The following is a 25626-nucleotide window of genomic DNA, read 5'->3' on the forward strand; positions in this document are numbered from 1 at the left end:
TTGACGATGAAAACAGGGCTTGCATTTTTATTGGCTTTGATCTTTTTCCAAACAGGCTATTCACAATTGATTTCAGCAGCTGACCGAAAAAAATTAAGAGCAAAGGAAGATACCCTGCAGTGGTATGCCCGGTACCTCGTCACCGATTCATTAGCGGAAGATCGCATGATCTCCGACAGCATCTTTACCCGCACACTGGTGAGAGCTTTGCAAGTAAAAAACTCTTTTTATTACTCTTTTGATTCGGTAAAAGGCATTTCAAAACTCTATGCACCGGACAGTACTTTCCGCATTTTTAGCTGGGGATTGGAGTTTGATGATTTCTATTCCCGCCAACGCGGCGCCATTCAGTTAAAAACAAAGGACGGCTCATTAAAACTGATTCCTCTGCGTGATGTGTCTGAATTTACGGACAAAGCCACGGATTCAGTTCGCACCCGCAACAACTGGATCGGTGCAATCTATTATAATATTATCCAAACACAGGACAAGGGAAAAAATTATTATACATTGTTTGGTATTGACTACAACAATGTAAGAAGCTCCAAGAAATGGATCGAAGTGCTTACGTTCAACGATAAGAATGAGGCCATCTTTGGCGGACCTTTTTTCTCGTTTGCAAAAGACAGTGTACCCAAACCAGTTCAATATCGTTTTAGCATCGAGTATAAAAAAGATGCCCGGGTGCTGGTGAATTATATTGATGAATTGCAAATGATATTAGTGGACCACCTGGTATCTGAAACGAATGAACCCGAAAATAGCTGGACACTTGTTCCCGACGGCGATAATGAAGCCTTTAAATGGGAAAATGGCAAATGGGTGCATGTCGATAAAGCATTTGATTATAAGATCGACATGCGGGGAGTTGATCCGTATCTCGGTAAACCGCCTGTTGGCGAGCCCATTCTGGATAATAAAGGAAACCGGGATGAAAAAAAACTACAGGAGAAATCAGATAAGAATAAAGGAAAAGAGAAACCCGTGGTTGAAGAAAATAATTAATCGCAATTTAACGCAAAGCCACAAAGAAAAAAAGGCGCAAAGAGTTTAAACCCTTTGCGCCTTTGTATTGTATCTCTGCGTTCTTCTTTGCGTGAAATTAATCATCCAGCTTTAACACGGCTAAGAAAGCCTCCTGTGGAACCTCTACATTACCGATCTGTCTCATCCGCTTCTTACCTTCTTTTTGTTTTTCCAACAGCTTTCGTTTACGGCTGATATCGCCACCGTAACATTTAGCGGTAACATCTTTCCGCATCGCTGAAATATTTTCTCTTGCTACTACTTTGGCGCCGATTGCTGCCTGTATCGCTATCTGGAATTGTTGGCGGGGCAGCAATTCTTTTAGTTTTTCACAAAGCTTTCTCCCAAAATCCTGCGCACGGCCACGATGAATTAATGCCGATAAAGCATCCACTTTATCGCCGTTCAGCAGGATATCCATCTTCACGATATCACTATCGCGATAGCCTATCGGATGATAGTCAAATGAGGCATATCCCCTGGTTTGCGATTTCAGCTTATCATAAAAATCAAACACGATCTCTGTTAAGGGCATTTCGAAGATTAACTCTACCCTTGTTGTGGTCAGGTAACTCTGGTTTACCAATATTCCACGTTTGCCCAAACACAGGGTCATAATGTTGCCGATATATTCGGGCTTTGTAATGATCTGTGCTTTGATAAACGGCTCCTCGATCCTTTCGGTCTTAACCGGGTCAGGGAATTCGGTAGGATTATTTACAATGATCTTCTCTCCTTTCGTCGTGTAAGCGATAAAACTAACGTTGGGCACGGTTGTGATCACTGTTTGGTCAAATTCCCTTTCCAGCCTTTCCTGGATGATCTCCATATGCAGCATTCCTAAAAATCCGCAACGAAAACCAAATCCCAATGCCTGTGACGTTTCCAGTTCGTAGGTTAGGGATGCGTCGTTCAGTTGCAACTTGTCCATACAATCCCGCAGTTCTTCAAACTCATCTGTATTGACCGGGAAGATGCCCGCAAATACCATCGGTTTCACTTCTTCAAAACCTTTTATCATCTCCGGATTAGGATTGCTTGCCAGGGTGATGGTATCCCCCACTTTTACTTCTTTCGCATTTTTAATACCGGTGATGATATAACCCACGTCCCCTGTTTTCACCTCACTCCTTTCTGTCATCTTCAGTTTCAATATTCCCACCTCATCGGCCTCATATTCCTGGCCTGTGCTGACAAATTTTACTTTGTCACCTTTTTTGATCGAGCCATTCAGGATACGATAATAAACGATAATACCGCGGAAGGAATTGAACACACTGTCGAAGATCAGGGCCTGTAACGGAGCTTCCGTATTGCCTGCCGGTGCCGGAATCCGGTTGACGATTGCATCCAGCACTTTGTCAACACCCAAACCGGTACGACCACTGGCATGCAGAATGTCTTCTTTTTTACAGCCGATCAGCTCAATAATCTGGTCCTCCACTTCTTCGATCATGGCGCCATCCATATCGATCTTATTGATCACCGGGATGATCTCAAGATCATTGTCAATCGCCAGGTAAAGATTTGAAATGGTTTGTGCCTGTATGCCCTGCGTAGCATCTACCAGCAACAGGCAACCCTCGCAGGCCGCCAGGGCCCGGCTCACTTCGTAGCTGAAGTCTACGTGACCGGGAGTATCGATCAGGTTCAGGGTGTATTGCTGTCCGTCAGTATGCTTGTAATTGATCTGGATGGCGTGGCTTTTTATGGTAATGCCCTTTTCCCTTTCCAGGTCCATATCATCCAGCACCTGGTCCATCATGTCGCGGTCGCTGATGGTGCCGGTACTTTGTAAAAGCCTGTCAGCCAGGGTAGATTTGCCATGGTCAATATGAGCGATAATGCAAAAATTCCGGATATTCTTCATGTACGATTTGCCCCTTTTTCGGGACGGGCAAAGGTAAGCGTTTTAAGGCGAGGAAGGAAGGATTGTTTGGCCAGCTTTTGCACCTTGATTGGGCTTCTCTTGCAAGCTCACGCTGAGCCTGACGAAGGTCATTCTTAAGGGTTTTGTCCCGATGCCGCAGGCCAATCGGATGCCGACATTCTCGTCGACATCGCTATTCAGCAGGCAGAAAATTAACGATCAAAATGGATAAGCTACTCGGATGACCCGTTGCTTTCGTTCCGATGTTTTTGATCAGCCTCTGGCTGAACCGCTTTAATTATTGCGGCAATCTGCGCACCAGTTTTTTTTATATACTTGAGGCACCAAGTGGACCGCCAAACTGTTCGTCAATCGCTAATGCTGATGTTAAGTTTATCGTTCCAATAACATAAGCTGAGACGAAAAGCGTCGCTCATATCTGTAACGCTGCTCAGCTTTTTGTCCCCGCCTGACATTTACTAATAAGCAACAGAATAAATTTTTATCTTTAGTATTATCGTCGGCTGCTGTCAGGAATAAATGAAGCACGCAACAACACAAATGCCTGAACGCCGTAAGGAGAATTTGAGACAAACAGACAATGAAAATTGAGGAACACATACCAACAGATATATTAAGGCCATACATCAAGGCTTACAGAATTATTGAAAGCCGGGACGAATTAGTTAATAGAGTGGTACCAAACACTTCGTTTGCCATTGCGTTTCGTTTTAAAGGGCAAATTTCTTATCTCAACGATGCAGACAAAAGCGTTTTGCCCATCGCAACATTTTCGGGCCTACGCAAATCCGTTCGGCTTATCAACTATGCACCTCAAACATCGGCTCTAATTGTATTGTTCACAGAAACGGGAGCAGCTGCATTTTTCAGACAACCCCTTCATGAACTGTTTGAAGAAAGCGTTTCATTGGATAATTTTTTTCCAAATCCAGAAATTTCGATCATAGAAGAACGTTTAGCCGAAACTAATAACAACAAAACAAAAATCGCTGTTATTGAACAGTTCTTATACTCAAAACTCCTACACAATAAGCCCGACAAACTTGTGTCAGAGGCTATTGCTAAAATTTATGCAAACAACGGATTGACGAGAATAAGAGCGTTAGCTGATAGTTTATTTATCAGCCAGGATGCTTTCGAAAAGCGGTTTAGGAAAATGACGGGAACCACACCCAAACAGTTTTCTTCCATAGTCAAAATGAAAGCCATTATACGCCAAAACCCTGCATCATCATCTTTTCTTGACACGGCGCTTGAAAACGGTTATTACGACCAGGCTCATTTCAACAAAGACTTTAAACTTTTTACAGGACAAACACCAACGGACTTTTTCAAATCGGCTTCCTATTGGTAAAATCAATGATTTTTTACAATGATTTGGTTTCAGTAGCTGCCAACTTTGCGACACAAAACCTGGCAACAATGAAATCAGTAATTAAACCCTGCCTTCTCCTCTCCGCTTTGCTAACAGGGCAGTTTGGTTTTACGCAGACAAAATCAAATCATTCAATAAAAAACAATAAAATGGAAGTTACTGCAAGTATTAACAAAGGTGTTATTCGTAACCTTTACGAAAATATTTTAAACAACAGAAAATTTGAGTTGGTTGACAGTATTATTTCAGAAGACTATACGAATGCCCAGGGTGAAAAAGGTATTGAAGTGTTTAAAAAAGGAATAATAGCAATCACAAAAGCTTTTCCTGATGCGAGGTGGACGTTGACAGAGATCGTTGCAGAAGGAAATAAGGTTTTCGTGAAACAAACGATAGAAGGAACACACAAAGAACAATTTCAAAATATTGCGGCAACAAACAGAAGCATTTCTAATGAAGGGGTTGGTATTTATGAGTTTAAAGACGGCAAAATAATTAGTCACCAAATCCAAACCGACAGACTTGGCTTCCTTCAACAGTTAGGTGTTCTACCATCTGACCTGACGGCTCTTTCGCAAGAGAAAGAATCTAACGTATTCTTTGTTGATAAATTTTTCATACCCAAAAAAGCGATTGAAGAATTTACGCAAAGAATGCAATACAACAGGAACTTTATCAAATCTCTTCCTGGATTTATTAAGGACGAAGTACTCGCTTATAAGGATAGCAATGGTGACTTAAGCTTAATGACTATTGCCGTTTGGCAAAATCAGGATTATTTGGATAAAGCAAAAAGATTAGTGCAAACTGAGTATGAAAAAATAAATTTTAACCCGGCAGAATTTACTGAGCAACTGAATATAAAAATGGAAAGACAACTGTATAAAACTTATCAAAAATAGAAGAACGGCGGTCAAAACGAATACGCTTATGCTTTTGTAAATGCCTTCATTTATGATTTACAGATGCAGTAAACCAAAAAAGATTATCTTAAAATAAAAAAAATTATGCTCCCCCGTTTTTGCCTTGCAGCAACCTGTACTATGCTGCTCATCTCCTGTGGTCAGCAAACACCGGTAGTAAAAGACACTGAAGCAGTAAAACAGGAAATACAAAAAGCCGAAAAAGATTTTGAAACAATGGCAGCTGAAAAAGGAATAGCCGAAGCGTTTTGGTTTTATGCTGACTCCAATGCCGTGATCAAGCGAAATAATGACAGCCTTATTCATACAAAAGAAGGGATTAGAAATTTTTATGGCGCAGACTTTTATAAATCTGCTTCGGTAAAATGGTCACCGGATTTTATAGACGTGTCACCAGATGGAAACATGGCGTATACCTATGGGAAATATCTTTGGCAATCGAAAGACAGCACCGGTAAGCCGCTTGAGTTCAGCGGCATTTTTCATACGGTTTGGAAACGGCAAAAAGACGGCTCCTGGAAATATGTATGGGACTGACACGATGAACTATCAATTATTCCCGGGCTGATTTCATCTTCAACATAACGCAGGAAGCTAAGAATATCTTTACTGTTTGACGCTTGTCATCTTACAGCTTGCGGTAACTGCTGAGTTTATCCAGCTCAAGTATTGTTGTTTTCCCGTCTTCGCTTTCGTGGTACATGCTTGCAAATTTTGCATCGAATATTATTTCATCATAGGTAAAAGACGTACGCTGGATCACCGTCGTGGAATAAACATCATCAAACCCTCTTACCTGCACATATATTTCTACATCCGCTGTCCTGTAATCTTCTTCTGTTAATCCCAATAGAGGACTATTTTCATCAATCGGATGCACTACAGTCCAGTTCATCATCAGCGTATCTACCCTGCTTCTTTCAAGCGCCAGTTCATAAAACTTGTAACTCAGTTTTTCATTTTCCTGTACCTGTAACGCCAAATTCACTTTTATCACAGCATCTGTAAGATTATGATTGTCCTTATAAGATGCAATACGAAACATCAGCGCCTTTTTATCCTGGTAAGGCGCAATCAATGCATGATCGCTAAAGGCAATATGCGATTTGGGCCTAGCAAATCTTCCATAAATAAGACCCGTGGCTACAGCAAATGAAAGAAAACCACCCATGGCTTCAATAGCAGCCACCATATTGGCAGCATCACCAACAGGATTCACCCTTCCATATCCCACCGTCGTAAAAGTTTCGGCACTAAAAAAATAAAGCTCTTTAAATTCCTGCCAGTCATTAGAAGCAATGATTCCGGTAAAACCGCTTGCGCCTATCAAGTAATAAATGATTGCAAAAAACAAATTGATAGTAAGAAAAAACAAAACAATTACCGTAACGAATTTCCACAGCGGCATATTCAGCATGGTATGAAAAAGACTGAATCTGTCCCAAAACGAAACACCGGTCTTTTTGAGATTATAGCTGCCATCGCGGTTGATAAAACGGCCGCCATAACTGTTTACATTGATTCCAAAACCTGTATCGTTGTTGGTTTTTGAAAAGGGATTGATTCGCTTCAGCACAGACATAAGTAATAATTGGATGAAACAACAAAATAGAAAAAAATAGGTTCGCTTTTTTAGCTGCTATTAAATTTCCCGCAAGGGAACGATTGGCTAAACCACTGCTGACTAAAGATAAAACCGGCTCCTTGTTCGCCAATAATAAGCCTATCCGGCGGCCATAAGATTTATTACACAGGCTATCACAATGAAATTAAAACGGGATGCAAAAGTTAGCTTATAGGAAGAATCGAACTCTTTAATTTTATAAATGTGCATTGTCTTTAAAACCGCTGTCATAACCAACCCGATCTTCTGAAAAAAAAGTAAAGCAAACAGCAGGTTATGATCGTTATAGCAATGACCCCATAATAGCCGTAGTGCCAGTCCAGCTCAGGCATAAACTTAAAGTTCATTCCATAAAAACCGGCTATCATGGTAGGCACGGCGATGATGGCGGCCCAGCCGGCAAATTTTTTAGAAGTATCATTTTGTGAAATAGAGATCAATGAAAAATTTGCCTCCAGCGCCGTACTCAGCAACTCTCTTGTGTTATCCACCATTTCATTGATGCGGATGGCATGATCATAGATATCCCGGAAATAGGGTTGCGTTTCATTGGAAATACACTTTATATCAAATCGCATCAGTCGTGTACAAATATCCATTAGTGGTGACACAGCTCTCTTCACTTCAAGCAGCTCTCTCTTCAACTGGTAGATTTGTTCTGTCGTTTCCCGGCTTGGTTTTTCTTTAAATATCTTGTCTTCCAACACCTCCAGTGCCGACTCCAACTCATGCACCACGGGAAAATACCGGTCGACAATAAAATCCATGATTGCATACAACACAAAGCCCTGTCCCTTACTCAGCAGTTCCGGCATCGATTCACATCGTTGACGGACATCTGTGTAGGCCACAGTTGATCCATGCCGGACACTAACAATAAAGTTGGTTCCCACAAAAAAATGGGTTTCGCCAAATTCAATATGTTGTTCAGCATTGATATTAGCTGTACGGACCACTACAAAAATAGAATCGCCATACAATTCAATTTTTGGCCGTTGGTGGGCACGGTGAGCATCTTCAATAGCCAGATCGTGCAAACCAAACTCTTGCTGCACTTTGCCCAATATTTCACCGGATGGTTCGTGCAACCCGACCCATATAAACTTGTCGGTTTCTTTCAGTACTTTATGAATTTTGTCTAGCTCAATATCGGACAATCGTTTACCGCCTGAATAAGCGGCGCAATTGATAATCTCTCTCATGGCAGTGAAGTTGAACTTATCAATATGGTTTGCTTTGGTAAGTTCGGAAAATAAACAGAGAACATCAATTTAAAACCCTTATTCGCTTTTGGCCATGCCACAGGCATAATAGTTGCAGCCTTATCCAAAACATGCTGTATGATACGCAAATTAAAATCCGGAGAATACAGATTGTATTCGATAAAGAAAGACCCAAGGACAAATAAACGCCGTAACCTCGGCACTTTTTCATCATTGGCAGCTGCCAAAAAACATGAAAAGGAAATACAGTATTTTAAACGGCATAAATAGCTAATAAACCAGCTACTCATCAAATTAAGTTATCGTTAAAACCTACCTGTTATTTTATGAGCGGTAGTGAGTTCAACCGGCGTTCCCATGTAATGGCATAGAAATTGCGCAGTTCCTGAAGCCATCAGTTTCTCCTCCAGCTATCGGTTATCATCCATTTATTAATCTTCTAAATTTCACAGTGTATGAAAAAACTATTGCTGACCTTGTTGATGGGCGCATTCGTCTTTGTTGCTGCCAATGCCCAGGATCAAAAAGAGACGAAAGAAGAATGGGACAAAAAAGTAAAAACTGAACTGGCACTTACGGATGAGCAGGTGGCAAAATATGATGCCATCAGTAAAGAATACGGCGACAAAATAGACGCCATCATGAAGGATGCTTCGCTGACCAAAGAAGCACAAAAGGAAAAAAAGATGGAACTGAAAAAAGAAAAACAAGCTAAGCTGTTTGAGTTTTTCACTCCCGAGCAACAAACAAAATACAAGGACCTGATAGAAAAAAAGAAAGCTGAAAAACCAGCAGGATCTTAATTGTTTCAACAGTTATTGAAAAGCCGGCAAGCCGGCTTTTTTTATGCCCTGCCATTTCAATTCTTCTTTATCCCAATGAAGGTATATTTGGTTCATGAAATTAAAAGTATTGCTGACGGGTGCGACGGGTATGGTGGGTGAAGGTGTATTGCATGAATGCCTGCAGCATGAGCAGGTTGAAAAAGTATTGGTGATCAACCGCAGGCCTTGTCGTGTGCAACACTCCAAACTGGAAGAGATCATACACGAAGATTTTTTTGATATTACCCCTATCGTAGACCAATTGGCCGGCTATACTACTTGTCTTTTTTGCCTGGGCGTTTCTTCCGTTGGAATGAAAGAATCCAACTACCACCACCTCACCTACACACTTACTTTATCTTTTGCTGAAACAGTAGTGAAAAAAAATCCTGCTATGGTGTTTTGTTATATCTCGGGGCGTGGTACAGACAGCACAGAAAAAGGCAGGCTGATGTGGGCGAGGGTTAAAGGCAAGACAGAAAATGATCTAATGACACTGCCGTTCAAAAATGTCTATGCTTTCAGACCAGGATACATGCACCCGACAAAAGGATTAAAAAACACCCTGAAAGCCTACAACTATCTGGGCTGGTTGTATCCATTTCTCCGAACCTGTTTTCCGAAGTCCGTGTCAACCCTGAAGGAGCTTGGACTGTCCATGATCCAGGTTGGATTGAATGGATACTCAAAAAACATCATCGAAGTAAAAGACATCGTGCAACTGGCAAAAGAAAATATAGCCGCCAGTGCTCCAATAAAGTAAGGCAAAACCCGAATGAATAATGTCGTTATCATAAAAAAAGTCTCACCAGGTTCTGCCGAAGCGCAATTGATGTCGGCTGCTTTGTGGGAGGAAATTCAAAGCCGCTATGGTTTCGAAGCTCCCAATCCATTCGACGCTGCTTCATTTGCGGCAGGCAATGCCGGTTTTTGGATTGCCCGCGATGCAGCTAGCAAACCGGTGGGCAGCATTGCCGTTGCACCATTAAACAACACCGAAAGTGAAATCGATATGATGTATGTTTCGCCTGGTTACCGTGGGTGTGGCATTGCGCAAAAATTAATGGCGGCTGCTGTAAAGCATGCAAAAGAAAATAACTTCACCCTGCTAAAACTCAGGGCAGGTGCTCCGCAACCCGAAGCACTTCGCTTTTATGAAAAAGAGGGATTTACCCGAATCCCGGCATTTGGTAAATGGGTGGACGATTCTACGGCCATCTGTTTTGAAAAAAAGATTGGCTAATCATAATACCAGTTTATATTCTGTCACCTTTACGGACGCCAATCTGTAACCCGGATCTTCCCCAGGTATCTTATCCCCGGAGATACCCAATACCCCTGGTGCAATTAATGCCACACCATCTAATTTTGCCGTCGCTATAGTCCTGTTTTAAGGCTATCAGCTATCGAAAATTTTCGATCGTATCCTCCAGTCAGCCGTCAGAGCAAGAGCAAATCTCACCGGGTAAATACTTCCAGGTGAGTGTGAACCCCACCTTATTTCAACGTTTTTCCAAGTGCATACACTTATAAAAGTTTCCTATATCCCATTAGAATTAAGGGTACCTGCTGATACTAAATTTATTAAAATTTAATAATCAACACTTTATTATCATCATAGCAACTTTTCAAAAAAAAATTGCAGAAAATACTATGACAACTGCGAAGTTTTACCTTGTTTTACCTCCGATTTGATCACGTACTAATTCCAAACTATGAAACTAACTGTACATACAATTTTTTTAGCTCTTACCATCTCCTTATTCAGCAACAATTCCTTTTCACAGGTCAGTATTCAATCCACCAAAGGCTATAGCGTAAACGTTTATGTGGAACCGGTAGCTCTTGTTATCAATGCAAAAAGTTGCCCCTCGGGATATAATTACAATCTTCTCCTGAACTATGTTATTACGTATACCGGTAGTAATATTCCAAAAAATCTTCATGCCCTCCAGGGTACTATCACCAATAACTCGGTATCGCATTCTTTTAACCTCCCTAATAAACAAGGAACCGGCTCTGTAGTTTCTCATTCTAATGTATGGAGACCTGCCAGTGATTGTGCCACTGCTACACTCAGTGCTGTGTCACTGAAAATGATAAACATTGAAATAGAAGGTGATGGCATTAGCCATCGGGTGGTTTCCTATGCATTTGCCGGTATTCTCCCGGTAAAGATGGTTAGTTTTTCGGCCGTACCCGAGCAGCAAAAAGTGAAGCTCCAATGGCAGACAGCTACAGAGATCAATAATGATTTTTTTACGGTGGAGCGTTCCGCCGGTAATAATGAATGGACTGCTATTAAAACCGTAAAGGGCGCAGGAAACTCAGCGGAAGAAAAAAACTATGAAGTATACGACAATGCCCCTGTAACAGGCACCCTGCACTACCGGATTAAACAAACTGATCACGATGGAAAGACAAGTTATTCAGAAACCAGGACGGTAAAATATGTTTCTGCTTCGAACAGCGTATCTCTTTACCCGGTTCCCAACACTGGCAATACAATTAACATGACCGGTATCACCGATTTCAAAAATTACGAGCTGGCATTACTAAACACAGCGGGAAACTTACTTTACACCACTGTCATTTCAAAAACCAGTGTTGAGCTACCTTCTTTGCAAAAAGGCATCTATTTTATCCGCATCACCAACAAGCTGACAGCAGAAGCCACCAACCTTCGCTATGTCAAAATTTGATTTCTTTAGAAATCGTTCCCGTTCCACCAAGACAAATCAAGGGTCTCTTTCCAGAGATCCTTTTTTGTTATAATGAATAGCAAGATTTCTAAACCCTACCGGTTCACACACTTTTAGTTTTGTCAATAAATAGAAAAAACATGAAAGAGCATTTATTGACAACACTGGAAAACTCAAAAAACTATACCCTGGCTGTAGCGGAAGCAATGCCTGAAAAAAACTATTCCTTCAAACCTGCTGCTCCCGTCTGGAGTTTCTTAGAACAACTACACCATATCGGCTATGGCATCAGCTGGTGGCAGAATAATTATATCAGAGGGATAAAAACGGATTGGGCCCCTACTCCTGTCAGCAAAGACAAAAAACAGGTGATTGACTATCTTAAAAAAAATTATGATAGCCTAAAGCACTTGATAACAAAAGGAGAAGTAAATGAAAATACGATTAAAGGATTCCAGGCAACAATAGACCATATCACGCATCATCGCGGACAAGCAATCATCTACCTTCGTTGCAATGGCATTAATGCCCCTGAATATGTTTTTTGATGATTTATACGCCGCCTAAAAAGGTGCGAAGCTGGTTGAAATTTTGACTGGCCCTCAATTTAGTGATGGCTTTGTCCTTGATCTGTCTTACTCTTTCAGGTGTAATATCGAAACGCTGGCTGATATCCTCGAGGCTAAGCGGGTAATCAACACCGATTCCGAAAAAGTAACAGATCATTTTTTTATGCCGTTCGGGAAGTGTTTGCAGGGATCTCTCGATCTCCATCTTTAATGATTCTGCATGATGCACTTTTAGATCGGTTTTTTCTGCGTTGTGATTTTCGAGTGTGTCGAGCAGGCTGCCATCATCTTCATCCGAAAAAGGTGTGTCCAGGCTCACATGATGATCTTTCATATCCATCTGTGCTGCCACATCAGCGGGATCCATTTCCAGGAACTCGGCCAACTCTTCCGCTGACGGAACTCTTCCCAGTTCCTGCTCCAGAATTGCACTGGCCTTATGGATGCGCCCACCCAATACTACCTTGTTTAGCGGCAACCGAACTAGGCGGGCATGATCAGCAATTGCTTTAATGATACTCTGGCGGATCCACCAAACGGCAAAGGAAATAAATTTAAACCCCCTTGTATCATCAAAACGCTCGACTGACTTGATCAGGCCAATATTACCCTCATTAATCAGATCCGGCAGTGAAAGTCCCTGCCCCTGGTATTGCTTAGCCACCGATACAACAAATCGGAGATTGGCTTTTACCAGTTTGTCAAGTGCAATTTTGTCGCCCTGTTTGATACGGGCCATCAGGCATACTTCTTCCTCTGCTGAGATAAGGGGTACCCGGCCAATTTCCTGGAGGTATTTTTCCAGGCTTGGGGATTCACGATTAGTGATAGACTTAGAGATCTTAAGCTGACGCATAAGGGAACGTTTTATTATTTTAAAATGCGATTACTTAGGATAGGACACTGTAAAGTAACGGAGACAAACAGGCGAAGAAAATAGATTAGTGTCTCATTTACATGTAATATTTGTAAAGGAGGGCTTGTAGAGTTTATGCTACAATTTTGTTAAAAAGAAATGGAACTGAACATTCCGAATTTGCTCATTGAAACTTAACTATGAAGAATAATCTGTAGAAAGATGATTTTCAGTATAAATAAAGAAACATTATTATATTTCTATATTGAAAAAAAATTAATCATTGCCGGCTTTAGCCCCGGGCAATCTGCTCTTGATCCATTTGATTTGCCCGTTGTGATTTGATTCATGTTCTACTACATGAAACCATTTGCAATAATTATTAGTTGGCTGGTTGCCGAAAAAACTTGGATCAACGGTCATTAGCCATGTATCATCCCGTTTCTTGAATTCAGCCAGTGTAGCTTCCCGGGTTGAACTGAGAATGTCCAAGTAGTAATTAAGGTTATTACCCTTTATCTGCTTCCGGCCCTCATCACCAAGGCTCATTGCCGCACCCCACTTAGCTTTTTCCGCTTCATTGTAATCGCCTCTTCCTTCAAAAGTGTTAGCCCGATAAAATGCTTCAGTTGCCGCCAGGTGCAACAACATGGCGCCAATGGTATTTGATTTGGGATCTTGCAGGTAATCGAGCTGGTCTTTGGTCATATCCTTTACTGACCGCAATACTACCATCCGCATCCAGTTCATCATGGATACGAGGGTACCTATATGAGGTGAATAGCCTTCTTTCGGCCCGATGATATGAATACTATCATCCGCCATTCGATCCATGGCCCATGTGTCTTGCGGAATAAAGGGAAGCCCGGCAAGGCCGGTAGTGATAGCAGTAGCCGTTTTGATAAAATGTCTGCGTCCTTCATTGCCTGTACTCTTTTCCATAAAAATAATTTTTTAGTGACCCAGAAACATGATTGGCAAGGGTACGCATCAACCTACACTGTTATTTTTCCAACAGCCCGTCTTCTTTCCATTTTTTAAATACTGCAATGGTGCTATCGCTCAATTTTTCTGTTTTCTTGAAGGGCATAAATCCTTTCTCAGTGGGGCTGAGTTCCATACGACGAATGATCTCATCAATATCTGCTTTTACATTAGCGTAATTGTCGTATGCTTTTTTCTTTCCACCTTTCTCGGGAATATGACAAGGGCTGCAATAGCCAACGATAGTTGAATGAACACTGTTTTCGTAACTCAGTTTCGGAGCAGCTTTCGCAGCTTTTTTAGCACCGCTGCAATAAGAAAAAACGATTGTGACGACTGCTAACAATAAAAGAACAGCATATTTTCTCATGCGAGTTAAAATTTTGGATTTAATGTACAACTTGTTTTTCAAAATCGCAGCAATTTATTAGTGCCAGCAGACTCACAATAATAAAGAATAGTGTGTATAACCTGGCGTAAAATAGCACCCGCTTCAATTCGCCACAGCGGTTCCAGATCTTTACGAGTACATTCGAAAGCGGTAAAAAATTTTATGCCATCCCTATCTCAATAAATGTGGTCTTTCTTTATGCACTTTCCATACAAACTCACCAAAGATGGTATTGGCCCATGCAAACCATGCACGGGAAAATTTCTTCGCATCATCTTTATGAAATGACTCATGCATAAACCCGGTACCGCCATGACAATGCTGCAACAGGCCAAGGCATTTTTTAATTTCTGCATCACTATTACTGGTCAAACCCCGGATAATAATGCTCAATGGCCATATCATATCAATACCGGCATGCGGACCGCCAATGCCTTCACCCGCTTTTCCTTTGAAGAAAAATGGGTTTTCCGGTGACAATAATAATTTTCTTGTATTGATATAAACGGGATCTGTATTTTTTACTGCACCCAGGTAAGGCAATGACAACAGGCTTGGAATGTTCGCATCATCCATCAGGTTGTAACTACCAAAGCCGTTTACTTCATACGCATACACTTTACCAAACTGCGGGTGCGAAACAGTCGCATATTGCTTTAACGCTTGTTCCACTTCTTTTGCCAAAGCACTGCATTCATTGTAGAGAGCCGTGTCGCCATGCAATGCTTTCACCATTTCAGCAGCCTGTTTTAAACTGACCACCGCAAAGAAATTGGAAGGAATTAAAAAATTATAGATGGTAGCATCGTCACTTGGACGAAATGTGGAACAAATAAGACCAACAGGTTTTACCGGGTACCCGTAGCCACCCAGCGGTACACCGTCTGTAGCCCAGGAGGTCCGGCGTTGGAAACTGTACGGCCCATTCCCATTTTTACGCTGCTGCTCCTTAAATGTTTTTACGATCAATGCTATCGCTTCTTTCCATTGTACGTCAAATACCTGTTTATCTCCTGTGATCTTCCAGTAATGATAGCTCAACCGAATGGGATAGCACAAGGAATCGATCTCCCATTTGCGTTCGTGCAAACCGGGCTGCATGTCGGTTAAATCATCTTTCCATTCGCCTCTTTTATTCTCGTCTTTATAAAAAGCATTGGCATAAGGATCTTTCAGGATACATTTAACCTGCCGGTTGATAACACCCGTGACCAGGTGATGCAAGTCCTGGTCGTTCTTTGTCAAAGTGAGATAGGGCCAAACCTGGGCCGTGCTGTCCCGCAGCCACATGGCATCGATATCACCCGTGATCACATAAGTGTCGGGTTTGCCATTGATCATTTCAAAATCAACTGTTGTATCCAGCGTATTGGGAAAACAGTTTTCAAACAACCACGCAATTTCTTTATTGCCTGATTTGGCCTTTACTTCCACGATCGCTTTTTCCACCGCCATGCTCTTGAACTTACGTTGTGATTCGGGTATGCGCACAACCGGGAATTCATTACCCGAAGCAAAAGAAAGACTGGGGCGCAATAAAATGCCCGTTGTAATAACAGCAGATCGTTGCAGGAATTGTTTTCGATGCATAAGCAATTTTATTCGTTCCGTCCAAAATTAACCCCTCGTGCAAACCCGGCCAAACTGAGTTTGACCCGGATAAGGACACATTTTTGGAAAAACCCTGACAACATTTGAAAAAATGTTTTAATTCGCCCCTATTTTTATAAAAAGGTTATCAGGCAACCCTGATTTAATTGATGCTTCAAACAAAAATCAATCACGGGCGACGTTGGAATTCAGAAAAAATTTTGGTTCTATTTGCCGCAACTCTTCTTATAGGTATTTTTTGTTTCTATTTGTATAGAGCAAGTTTGTTGAAAAAGAATGGTGTTTATGTAATTGGGAAAGTTACTGATATAGAAAATGTTGAAAATGGCTACAATGTCAGTATCTCATATTTCTTTAATAATAAAAAATATAAGTACGTTCACAAAATGCTCCCTGCAACTAAGGACACTCATGTTTTCCTTCTAATAGCTAAAGACCGCCCGAAGATCTGCTCTTTAATAACAAAGTCACATGTTCCACCATGTCTAATCAATGGCAGATATTTCGATTCGTCATGGATCTACATTCCTACTTGTCGATGACAAAACATCAATTCATCCTTCCCTTTACTCAAATCATGTAAGCCTTTATTGTTTGACGGCGCATAATGACAAATCTTTAGCCCGTCAAAAACCTTAACCTTACCTGCACCCGGCAGGCTTAAATCTTATTTTTATGAACCGCAGAAGAATTACCTGGGCATCAGGATTTATCATGTTATGCATGCTGGTTAGCAGCAGCTTTCTATTGTCATCTTACCAGGCTAAACAAATGACGGACGATGTCTGGAAAATGCTGGGCCTGACAAAACAATCCGGCACCGAAAACATCAAAAACAGTTTTCTGAACGGCTATCTCCATTACTACGGGATAAAGAATGCAAAGAATCTTGCGGTAAATGACCGGGCGGCAGTGGCAAAAGATTTGTTGGTCTTTACCAAAGAATACATTAGCAGCGAGGTATTCAAAAAACAATATGACCAGCTCCGTAACAGTGCTAAACCGCAGGAACCGGAGTTGAAGCCACTTCGCAGTATCGCTGAAATACAAAAAGACGAAATTGCTAAAACAGAAAAAGGAATAAAAGATACCGAGAAAACAATGAAGGAGCTGACTCCTGAAATGGCTAAAGGTGTTAAGCCTGTGCTGGACATGCTTCGCAAAAATCTGAAAGACTACCAGGACCCCAATCATCAATATTTTTCATCTATGGCTATGGGCGAAAAATACCAACAGGAAAATGATGTGAAGCGTTACAAGGAATACCTGCAAAAATGGGAAACTGATTATCCGGAAAATATCAATCTCTTTATTGCCGATAAGCTTCAAAAAATGCTGGACTACACAAAAGGTATCGACTATAATGCAGCCCTCGTAGAAAAATATGGCAAGAAGAGATTTGTAAACCCCGCTTACGAAGGAAAAAGAACAGAATGGAAGCAAGGGTTCAGGGCTGGAAAAGAAGTAACTGAACAAGCCAGGGCTTTTGCAGAAAATTGGTTAAAATCCCTAAAATAAGTTTCAACGAAAAATTAAACTAACTTATAAACCAGGAAAAAATCATGGCCCAGGCAAGGCAGATTTCTCTCTTTTTTGCAATTATAAGTTGGGCCGCACTTGTTGGCGCTATTTTGTATTCGCATATTGTTTTTTTTCCTGGCTACCTTTCTCATCTTCCTGAATCAAACATAATCATCACCGATTTCGATATACAGGATGGAAACTTTTGGATGATCGCTTATCCCATTACGATTCTTTCCACTATTACCACACTCATTTTAAACTAGAAACTCAAAACACGACGCAAATTCATTCTCATTACACTGGGTATTTATGTTTGCGGCTCTCATTGCAACCATTTTTTATTTTTTACCTAACCTGATGCTTTTTGCAGACAGTATGAATAGTACTGTTTCTCCGGCTGAATGGTATGAAAGGGGACAAACCTGGCAGCGCTTGAGTTGGATCAGGGGTTCGGCAATGATTGCGGGTTTTGTTTTACTACTTATTGCTTTGACAAAAGACAGCGAAAAGTAATAGACCTAATTCGAAGTCCACTAGTGTAGGCGGCAAAATACTTGTGCCTAAAAAAATAGTTGCCGGGCGGAGAAAGGCAACTATTTTCAGAATTACGGGTAAGTAAGTAACTTAAAAAAAATCATGCTCCCTGCACTTGATATAACCTGAAGCCTGTTCGGGCAAACTCCATGTTGAAAAATCGGCTGGTTTTTCAAGGTTTTTCTTTTTAATGATTTTACCGCCAATGGGCTTTACAATTCCCATTTTACCAGCCCGGTTATTGACATTAACATATGAAAGCGGCAAGGAGACTTTTCTCAGTCTTCGCGGCGTGTTAACAATTCGATTTTCTTGTAACAACTGCATTGGATAGGTTTATTGATTAATTACCTGGCGTATAAGCACCCGGCTGATGAATGAAACCTCTAAGGGAATTGGATTATGAAGCAAACGGCTTGCGGGTTGCCGGGCTTAATTTTTCTCAGAACCAGTATCGACTGCCTTATTGGGTGAAACGACAATGAGATAAAAAAGAAGTTGATTGATATTGGATTTTCAAGGTTTTTCGCGGACCTGGATTTGCGATTTTCTCAGTTGGTATTGGATATAGATTGATAATAACTATCAATCAACTTCTATAGCAAAAGTATGGGCTTGAGCTATTCCAGAATAGCGGGGAAGTGCTAAGTTTCTGGGAGAAATTTACGATAGGGCATATCGTAAATTTTCGATCACCTGCAAAAAAAGAGGATAACTCGCTGGTTATCCCCTTTTCTTTCCAATTTTTCGTTGTTTACAGCCATTTGTTCTTCATCATCCAGCTTTTCACCAGGTCCATCCATTTTATATCACTGGTAGTGTTATTTAAACCAAAGCCGTGACCACCTTTTTCATAAAAAAATGAATCATGCGGCACTTTTGCCTTCTCCAATGCCCGGATAAATGCAAGGCTGTTTTCTATAGGCACGCCTTTATCATCTTTTGCATGTACAAGAAATGTTGGTGGTGTTTTTTTTGTCACCTGCAGCTCGTTGCTGAATAATTTTATTTGCTCAGCAGTTGGATTCGCTCCTAACAAGTTATTGCGGCTTCCCATATGAGTTATTTCGTTGCTGAAGCTGATAACAGGATAGACTAATAGGGCAAAGTCAGGTCGCAGTTTTGTTTTGGACGAATTATCAATATAAGGTTTGTCAAAATGTGTAACGGCTGTGGATGCTAAATGTCCCCCTGCACTAAAGCCCATGATGCCAACATGCTTTGGATTGATCTTCCAATCTGCCGATCTCTCCCGAACCAGTTGTATGGCCCGTTGAGCATCTTGTAATGGACCAATAGTTTTATCGGTCATGATTGCATCATCAGGTAGTCGGTATTTTAAGACAAAGGCTGTAACTCCCCATTCAGTAAAGACTTTTGCCACATTAATGCCTTCATGATTAAAAGCTAATATGCGGTAACCACCACCCGGGCAGATAATAACCGCGGTACCATTCGCCTTACCGGCGGGTGGTGTGTAAACGGTTAATGTTGGCTGCGTTACTTTGCTTATTCGTGTGATACCATCCTTACCGGTGTCCGCCACTTCCTGTAAGCTTGAACGTATTGAATTAGGAACGCTATCGTTGTATAAAGGAATTACGTCCTGTGCATGGATAACGAGAGTACTGGTCATCATACTGCAGAATAAGAGAAGTCTTTTTTTCATCCGTATATTTTTTATTTGATTTAGCCGGATGGAACCTCGCAAATAGTCATTCTCCTGTGTGAGAAAAATTATCATGCCCGGTTTCATATGCCAGCCTGTTTAATTATTCACCAACGCGGAATTTCAAGATCATCTTTGGAGGGAAGCTTTTGAAAAGGTGCATGAGGTTCCCGCTGATACCAGAATACGACAGACGAAATATCTGATTTTTGCGGGTAATATCTTCCATCATGACGCCAGCCCAGATCCTGTATGGTTATTTTGAGATCTTTCTCAAAACGAACAGGATCCATGATATGCCAGCGATACATACCAAATGCCTGTTGTGAACGATACAAGCCATCAGGTCGTATTACCTGGTGCAATCCCGCATATGCTGTGGAAAATTCCTGGTATTGCTTTGTCTTTTGATTTTCGAAATTGTAGGAGCCGCAGAAATAATCCTCGGTACCGGTGCCATTGATAGTAGGATAATCGGTGTCTCCATCCATATAGAATTTTATTTCGCCTTCACCCCACCATACGTTGTTGTTGACATTCCATGCAACATAGCAGCCCACATATTGTCCTTTCCCTTTTATACCATCAATCAATGTATGAATTGATCCCTGTGTAGGATTGGATCTTCTGAACTGAGCATGCAGATAGGCCTCATCATCTCCAACTTCTGTCAATGTATAATCGACCTGGTAATACAAACGCATGGCTTCACTCCTGTTTATATTCTCCATGGTGATCTTACATTTCTTCCGGAACGGCATTTTCCAATAGCAATTAAATGCACTGCCAGGATTAACGGTTACGGGGAGTGAATTCAATTGAGCATATTCGTTAAACGCCATTCCAAAAAAGTCACCTACCGGCACTTCGATAGAGGGAGTCTTTTCGTCATCCCAATAAAATCGAATAATGGCAAAACGCCAGTTACCGGTTGGTGTCATCCAAATATGTTGGATAGCGCCAGGACCTTCCATCTCTGCAATGGTAAATGTCTCTCCTTTACCGATTTCAATAAAAGGATTTACTTTCCATCCTTTACCCAAGTCCCTCGCGGCACTCCAGGCATTGGCAACATTCTTTTTAGCGCTATCGGCTTTGGGATCGGCCATGCCACCCTTTCCCCTGGCACCCGAATAATTTTCAGGACTGATCGATCTTGTCTTTGCGTCGGATAATCTTGAGAGATTACCAAGATTCATATCTAGTCCATTAAAAGGAGCTCGTTGTGCGTTGATGGCAATCAATCCGACAAGCATTGCTAGAAGAGCTACAACTTTTTTCATTCCCTAATATATGAAACTAATTAGTTTGAAAATTGGAAATAACTTTCATTGCCTGACTTATCAAATTTTCATTTTTAGTAATATCTGCTTTATCATACAGAATGGTGTTATTGTTTACCCCGGCAATACTGATTTAACTATAGTTTTCGCCAAAGATTGGAAGTAAAAAGTTTTTTCAATCAACAGCAAAATCAATTTTGCTGTTTTAACCTGCCCCCTTACTTTTGCGCCGGAGAGATGGCAGAGCGGTCGAATGCGGCGGTCTTGAAAACCGTTGACTGTAACAGGTCCGGGGGTTCGAATCCCTCTCTCTCCGCTTTATTTGTAGCACACTGTTTACCAACAAATTATGATGATTTCTTGGAGGGGTCAAATCTCCTTGAACCTGCCGACCCAAATGCATTCAATTTTCGCAAAAATGCTCAATCAACATTAGTTATAAATTCAGTGCGATTTCCCAATCACTGATTGAGGAATCAAATACTTTCAATCATCTTGCCCTTGGAAAATAACTTTGAATGCGGCTTTCCGCCAATAATTAATTTGTTGCTTACATAATCAGCAACAATGTTGTCCTGTGATTACCAGGTTCATGATTACTTCCAATACGTATCAATACTTTCGAGCCACCGCCTATTTGAGACAATTGAATTTGAGAGAGCCATGCGCTTTAATTCCATTGAATGCTGAATAAAAATTTGTCAATTGCCTTAGCTTCCTTTACTGACCATCCAATTGCCCTTTTTCCTTTATCACCATCAAGTTATTTGCCCTTTCCTCCCGTTACTGCATAACGCAACAGCCGATTGCAACAGTTCCTGCGTGGCTGTTCCGTTTTTATTTCTTCGTGCTCTTCTTTAAGTGTTACAGCTTGCCGCCATGTTGCCGTTCATAGGGGGTCGGTTTTTTAGTAGTTAAGTGATATTCTACCCAAGCGAAGTGGCAAGGCCCCGTAAAAGTCACATACATAAAAGGGACACATATAAAAAGAGACTGTCTTTCAACAGTCTCTTGATTAAATCGTAACAATGTGAGATATAATTAAAGTTTCACGATCCGTACAGTTTGCTGTTTATTCACTCCTTCCAATTTCAATAGGTATATACCATTCTTCAGGAAACTGAGATCTTTGCTGATTGTTGATTCCCCCGGAGAGATTTTCCATTGCTGTTCCCGAAAATTTTAATGGCATTGTCACCGATTGTTTCTTTCGTTTTCAGCAAAAGAAAAACATCGGAGCTATTAAACATTGCAAACAACAACAATCCGGTTACCAGGTGTTTGTATTCCTTAGAAGCGATTTTCCAGTATTTAAAGAAAGAAAAAAAGTTTCCTTTCTCCAATGTAGAGGCCGGTTGTTTCTTTTCTTTTAATAAAAAAATAAGCAGCACGCTGATGATACCTGGAATAAATGCGAGGCAAAAAAGCGTTTTGTATTCACCCGAATACTATAATAAGAACAACAAGGTGATTGCCGGGCTAATTGTTGCTCCGGTCATATCCAGCGCCCTGTTAAATCCAAAAACCTTTGCTTTATTTGTTTTGGTTGTTTCTGCCGATAATAATGCATCCCTGGCAGCAACCCGTACACCTTTTCCAAAACGATCAAGTGTCCTCGCGAAAAATATCCAAACAGGAGACACAAAAAAAACGATCAGCGGTTTTGATAATGTACTAAGACCATAACCCAACTTTACAAACGGCAGACGAAGTCCTTTTTCATCACTCAATTTTCCAAAATACCCTTTGCTCACGCCGGCCGTAAAATTTACAAAGCCTTCCAATACACCAATCCACACAATAGAGAAGCCAATTTCTTTTAAATAAATCGGAATGATGGGGTAGAGCATCTCGCTGGCAAGATCAGCGAACAAGCTTACTACGGAAAGGATTACTATAGTCCGAGTAATGATTCGCATAGATTGAAGGTAGATGAATTTCTTTGCAGCATTACCTGTGCCAAATATATTCAGGCATTCAATGACAATGTCGCATCTGGCTAAGAAACTTTTTTGTGAATCTTTTTTTCAAGCAGCCAGTGATGACCAAAAGTATCGGCAATTCTGGCCTAGTGGATTCGAATGGATACTTTGTAACTGTTTTCGAAAAGCTTCTGCCGCGGTCTCTAAGTTTCCATCGAGATGTTATTCATGGTCAACCAAACGCATCCTAATTACCTTAGCCAGTCGGCGATGTCTAAAAATTGCTTTTGATCGCCTGACTCCTGATAATTTTTTTTACTACTTTTTCACTACCCTGCCTGATTTCAATGAAATACAACCCGAATGGCAGTGTTGCATTCATCCTGATCTTTTCCAAAAATTTATCGGAATATTTTTTAAACTGCTGGGTTTGACACAGACTTCCATTGGCGTTTAAAATGTTCACCTTAACATCCTGTTTACTTTTGTTGTGAAGTTCGATAAAAAAAAAATCGGATGTTGGATTTGGATAGATTTTCGCCGCTGTGTCCTGCTGCTCGTCTTGAGTTATTGACTCGACAACGACGCTGTTAGTATTAACAGCAGTCCTGGCGCTGATAGCTTCCTCCACTGGTAAGATAAAGACAGGTGTCTCGGTAACTCTAACGGTTAATTTTCCGTCGGTGGTCTTGACCGTATCTACACGCATGGAGTCCTGACCGGCGCGGGGCCGATAGATTTTTGCAAAAGCAGCACTTCCAAGATCTAAAGTATAATAAGCTACTCTGCCCCGTTCATCAGGTACTACCAACACCCAGGCGGAATGTCCGTTTGCCTCATATCTATCCACAATGGCGTTGCTATTACTGTGAATAGTCTCTTTATAAAAATATTTTCCGATCAATTGGTTGGCCTGGTAAAGGAAATCAGCTGCCGGCCTCCTGCTCCTGTCGCCATTAAGTAATCCTGATGTATTAAATCTTCCTCCGTCCAGGGGAGCATTATCATATAATTGGTAAAAGAACACTGCTTCAATTCCCAAACGTGCATACAAAAGAGAGGACCTTAAAATCCAGTCCGCCTGTGTTTCCAGGACGCTTTTATTGTTTATGGCGATGGCCTTCAACGGACTTGCCTGGTTTATATCATACCCCGTTTCTGTAATCCATACCGGCATATCATAAGCGTAATCATGTGCTATTTTCAAAAACTGTTTAGCAACCTCTGCAGCCCCGGAAATTTCAGGTGCTGCCCCCCTTGTTGATGTCCCGCTTTGTGAGCTATGTTTATCATTTGAATAATAATGATAATTAATAACGTCCCAGCAAAGATTGACTGTCCCATCCGGATTATAACCTCTGAACTCCTTGCACCAATCTATCATGCCCTTGACATAATCGATGTTGGCACCGGCAAGCCCTCCTATTACTACTTTCATTGCAGGATCTGCATTTTTAACTCCTATCCCCGGTCCCATGGTATTTTTATGACCATCATAAAATGCGGATAAATTAGCGGCATATTCTCTTGCTGTTTGGTAGGCTTTCCGGCCCTTCCACCATTTATCCCGCTCATTGTCACATTCGATGTACTTAATAAGACCCAATCCTGTTTTAGCCACGTTTGCTATGTCATTTTTCCACCTTACAGTTTTATTTATTTGGAGTAAAGAGGTATCGATGTTTTTATTATTCCCATACCTGGCCGCGAATTGGAAGCCCAACTTCGCCTGCTCGGTATAAGAGCGGGTATCGGAAAAGTCTTTTCCATATGTAACCGGGACGTTTTCATCATCCTGCAAATCTGCCGGATAAGTTGCTTTCATCCATGCCGGGATAGTTTTCAGGCAAGCCAACACTTCAATTCCTTCCTTCTTGCAGCGTTCGTAAATAGCATCATAATTCCAACCGCCACTATGGGTTGGGTTGAAAGTATAGCTTCCCTGCGTTGACTCCAGTTTTTGCCAGTCTACATAATGCCGAACGCCTGTGAAGCTTTCAACAGCTTTCATTCTCTTTTCGTCTATCACAGTTGGTTGCTGGGCAGATTCGAAATTCCATTCAAATGCATTGACCCCAAAATTTTGCCTTAGCTGCACCATCTTTCGCGGAACTGGCGACGACCCCTTACCAGACTTATAGGTGCCATATAGTTCAATTTCATTAGGGAATGAACTCGAAGTGGAAGTGATCACCAGGTACCGCACATTAGTTGCCGTACTCCTCAAAGCAAACTCCCTGGGACTGTCAGAATATGGACCTACCCATGTATTGTAAAGCTCGCCGCTAAACCTGGCCAGTGGTATACGTTGCCATTTATCATTAATGATGGAAAGAACCATCGGTGTATTAGCATAAATGTTGGCGCCATCATAAAACCTGATGCTGTCGATCGTCATTTCTTCGCCATCGGCTAAAGGATAATAAGAGTCATAACTGCTTAATATTTTTCCATAACCTGTATGTACCCGCTCACTGATTACTCCATCAAAAAGTCCATACAGCCCCTTACTTCTAAAATCAAGATTATTTACCTGGTACCACCTTTCAGGATCAATTGGTATTTTATTGGGAGATGACTGCGCCTGGCAAGATAAAATGCACGTCAGCGCCTGAAAGATCAAAACAAGCCTTTTCATAGAAGTGAGTCGGATTTTTTCTTTAATGCAACTATTGAGTCTCCAAATTTCTTCAAA

At 41.3% G+C, this 25626-nt stretch carries 25 protein-coding genes and 1 tRNA gene; 13 read left to right on the forward strand and 13 right to left on the reverse strand.

The window, feature by feature from the left end:
• The first annotated feature begins 6 nt into the window (after positions 1-6).
• On the forward strand, positions 7-1005 hold the full coding sequence (locus ACFEL9_RS00805) for a hypothetical protein (RefSeq protein ID WP_385885253.1): 999 nt from the start codon (positions 7-9) through the stop codon (positions 1003-1005).
• A 97-nt stretch (positions 1006-1102) separates the two neighbouring features.
• Here the strand turns inward: ACFEL9_RS00805 and lepA are convergent, their stop codons facing one another.
• On the reverse strand, positions 1103-2896 hold the full coding sequence (gene lepA, locus ACFEL9_RS00810) for a translation elongation factor 4 (protein ID WP_385885255.1): 1794 nt from the start codon (positions 2894-2896) through the stop codon (positions 1103-1105).
• A 601-nt stretch (positions 2897-3497) separates the two neighbouring features.
• Here lepA and ACFEL9_RS00815 point away from each other — a divergent pair.
• The 3 genes from ACFEL9_RS00815 (at position 3498) to ACFEL9_RS00825 (ending at position 5752) form a co-directional block, all read left to right on the forward strand.
• Positions 3498-4271 carry a helix-turn-helix domain-containing protein gene (locus tag ACFEL9_RS00815; RefSeq protein WP_385885257.1) on the forward strand — a complete coding sequence of 258 codons (774 nt, stop codon included), beginning with the start codon at positions 3498-3500 and terminating at the stop codon, positions 4269-4271.
• Positions 4272-4339: 68 nt separating this feature from the next.
• Positions 4340-5194 (forward strand): ester cyclase, encoded by an 855-nt coding sequence (locus ACFEL9_RS00820; protein WP_385885259.1) that lies wholly within the window; start codon positions 4340-4342, stop codon positions 5192-5194.
• Positions 5195-5299: 105 nt separating this feature from the next.
• Positions 5300-5752: a YybH family protein gene (locus tag ACFEL9_RS00825; RefSeq protein ID WP_385885261.1), complete on the forward strand. Its 453-nt coding sequence runs from the start codon at positions 5300-5302 to the stop codon at positions 5750-5752.
• Between the two features lie 91 nt (positions 5753-5843).
• Here the strand turns inward: ACFEL9_RS00825 and ACFEL9_RS00830 are convergent, their stop codons facing one another.
• Together ACFEL9_RS00830 and corA are read right to left on the reverse strand one after the other, a co-directional pair.
• Complete coding sequence (locus tag ACFEL9_RS00830) at positions 5844-6797, reverse strand: ion channel (RefSeq protein ID WP_385885262.1); 954 nt, start codon at positions 6795-6797, stop codon at positions 5844-5846.
• A 269-nt stretch (positions 6798-7066) separates the two neighbouring features.
• The gene (corA, locus tag ACFEL9_RS00835) at positions 7067-8041 is read right to left on the reverse strand and encodes a magnesium/cobalt transporter CorA (RefSeq protein WP_385885264.1); all 975 of its coding nucleotides are present in this window, start codon (positions 8039-8041) and stop codon (positions 7067-7069) included.
• A 476-nt stretch (positions 8042-8517) separates the two neighbouring features.
• On the opposite strand from corA, the gene ACFEL9_RS00840 reads away from it, so the two are divergent.
• The 5 genes from ACFEL9_RS00840 (at position 8518) to ACFEL9_RS00860 (ending at position 12136) form a co-directional block, all read left to right on the forward strand.
• Complete coding sequence (locus tag ACFEL9_RS00840) at positions 8518-8865, forward strand: hypothetical protein (protein ID WP_385885265.1); 348 nt, start codon at positions 8518-8520, stop codon at positions 8863-8865.
• A 94-nt stretch (positions 8866-8959) separates the two neighbouring features.
• On the forward strand, positions 8960-9649 hold the full coding sequence (locus ACFEL9_RS00845; RefSeq protein WP_385885267.1) for an NAD-dependent epimerase/dehydratase family protein: 690 nt from the start codon (positions 8960-8962) through the stop codon (positions 9647-9649).
• Between the two features lie 12 nt (positions 9650-9661).
• A complete protein-coding gene (locus ACFEL9_RS00850; RefSeq protein ID WP_385885269.1) occupies positions 9662-10129 on the forward strand; it encodes a GNAT family N-acetyltransferase in 468 nt (155 codons plus the stop codon).
• Between the two features lie 472 nt (positions 10130-10601).
• The gene (locus ACFEL9_RS00855; protein ID WP_385885271.1) at positions 10602-11588 is read left to right on the forward strand and encodes a T9SS type A sorting domain-containing protein; all 987 of its coding nucleotides are present in this window, start codon (positions 10602-10604) and stop codon (positions 11586-11588) included.
• A gap of 140 nt (positions 11589-11728) precedes the next feature.
• Positions 11729-12136: a DinB family protein gene (locus ACFEL9_RS00860; protein WP_385885273.1), complete on the forward strand. Its 408-nt coding sequence runs from the start codon at positions 11729-11731 to the stop codon at positions 12134-12136.
• Positions 12137-12140: 4 nt separating this feature from the next.
• Here the strand turns inward: ACFEL9_RS00860 and ACFEL9_RS00865 are convergent, their stop codons facing one another.
• The 4 genes from ACFEL9_RS00865 to ACFEL9_RS00880 form a co-directional block, all read right to left on the reverse strand.
• A complete protein-coding gene (locus tag ACFEL9_RS00865; RefSeq protein WP_385885275.1) occupies positions 12141-13013 on the reverse strand; it encodes a sigma-70 family RNA polymerase sigma factor in 873 nt (290 codons plus the stop codon).
• Between the two features lie 276 nt (positions 13014-13289).
• Positions 13290-13955 (reverse strand): DinB family protein, encoded by a 666-nt coding sequence (locus ACFEL9_RS00870; RefSeq protein WP_385885277.1) that lies wholly within the window; start codon positions 13953-13955, stop codon positions 13290-13292.
• Between the two features lie 61 nt (positions 13956-14016).
• A complete protein-coding gene (locus ACFEL9_RS00875) occupies positions 14017-14367 on the reverse strand; it encodes a hypothetical protein (protein ID WP_385885279.1) in 351 nt (116 codons plus the stop codon).
• Positions 14368-14559: 192 nt separating this feature from the next.
• Entirely contained in the window at positions 14560-15978 is a 1419-nt protein-coding gene (locus ACFEL9_RS00880) for a glycoside hydrolase family 125 protein (protein WP_385885281.1), read from the reverse strand.
• A gap of 696 nt (positions 15979-16674) precedes the next feature.
• Between ACFEL9_RS00880 and ACFEL9_RS00885 the strand changes: the two genes are divergently transcribed.
• From ACFEL9_RS00885 to ACFEL9_RS00895, 3 genes are read left to right on the forward strand one after another with little or no spacing between them, the layout of a single operon-like run.
• Positions 16675-17517, forward strand: coding sequence for a hypothetical protein (locus ACFEL9_RS00885; protein ID WP_385885283.1), 843 nt, complete (start codon positions 16675-16677; stop codon positions 17515-17517).
• Between the two features lie 44 nt (positions 17518-17561).
• The gene (locus ACFEL9_RS00890) at positions 17562-17786 is read left to right on the forward strand and encodes a hypothetical protein (protein ID WP_385885285.1); all 225 of its coding nucleotides are present in this window, start codon (positions 17562-17564) and stop codon (positions 17784-17786) included.
• Positions 17787-17832: 46 nt separating this feature from the next.
• Positions 17833-18036, forward strand: a complete 204-nt coding sequence (locus ACFEL9_RS00895; RefSeq protein ID WP_385885287.1) for a hypothetical protein — start codon at positions 17833-17835, stop codon at positions 18034-18036.
• A gap of 111 nt (positions 18037-18147) precedes the next feature.
• On the opposite strand, the gene ACFEL9_RS00900 is transcribed toward ACFEL9_RS00895, so the two are convergent.
• The 3 genes from ACFEL9_RS00900 to ACFEL9_RS00910 form a co-directional block, all read right to left on the reverse strand.
• Positions 18148-18384: a hypothetical protein gene (locus ACFEL9_RS00900; protein WP_385885289.1), complete on the reverse strand. Its 237-nt coding sequence runs from the start codon at positions 18382-18384 to the stop codon at positions 18148-18150.
• 427 nt (positions 18385-18811) lie between these two features.
• Positions 18812-19726: an alpha/beta hydrolase gene (locus ACFEL9_RS00905; RefSeq protein WP_385885291.1), complete on the reverse strand. Its 915-nt coding sequence runs from the start codon at positions 19724-19726 to the stop codon at positions 18812-18814.
• A gap of 107 nt (positions 19727-19833) precedes the next feature.
• On the reverse strand, positions 19834-21009 hold the full coding sequence (locus ACFEL9_RS00910) for a glycoside hydrolase family 172 protein (RefSeq protein ID WP_385885293.1): 1176 nt from the start codon (positions 21007-21009) through the stop codon (positions 19834-19836).
• A 231-nt stretch (positions 21010-21240) separates the two neighbouring features.
• Between ACFEL9_RS00910 and ACFEL9_RS00915 the strand changes: the two genes are divergently transcribed.
• Positions 21241-21325: transfer RNA gene (locus ACFEL9_RS00915), tRNA-Ser, on the forward strand.
• A gap of 725 nt (positions 21326-22050) precedes the next feature.
• On the opposite strand, the gene ACFEL9_RS00920 is transcribed toward ACFEL9_RS00915, so the two are convergent.
• From ACFEL9_RS00920 to ACFEL9_RS00930, 3 genes are all read right to left on the reverse strand, one after another.
• Positions 22051-22167, reverse strand: coding sequence for a T9SS type A sorting domain-containing protein (locus ACFEL9_RS00920; protein ID WP_385886594.1), 117 nt, complete (start codon positions 22165-22167; stop codon positions 22051-22053).
• Positions 22168-22457: 290 nt separating this feature from the next.
• A complete protein-coding gene (locus ACFEL9_RS00925; RefSeq protein WP_385885295.1) occupies positions 22458-22928 on the reverse strand; it encodes an MFS transporter in 471 nt (156 codons plus the stop codon).
• Between the two features lie 277 nt (positions 22929-23205).
• Positions 23206-25569, reverse strand: coding sequence for an alpha-amylase family protein (locus ACFEL9_RS00930; RefSeq protein ID WP_385885296.1), 2364 nt, complete (start codon positions 25567-25569; stop codon positions 23206-23208).
• Between the last annotated feature and the right edge of the window lie 57 nt (positions 25570-25626).

Source organism: Terrimonas alba (assembly GCF_042434975.1).
GTDB classification, from domain to species: Bacteria; Bacteroidota; Bacteroidia; order Chitinophagales; family Chitinophagaceae; genus Terrimonas_B; species Terrimonas_B alba.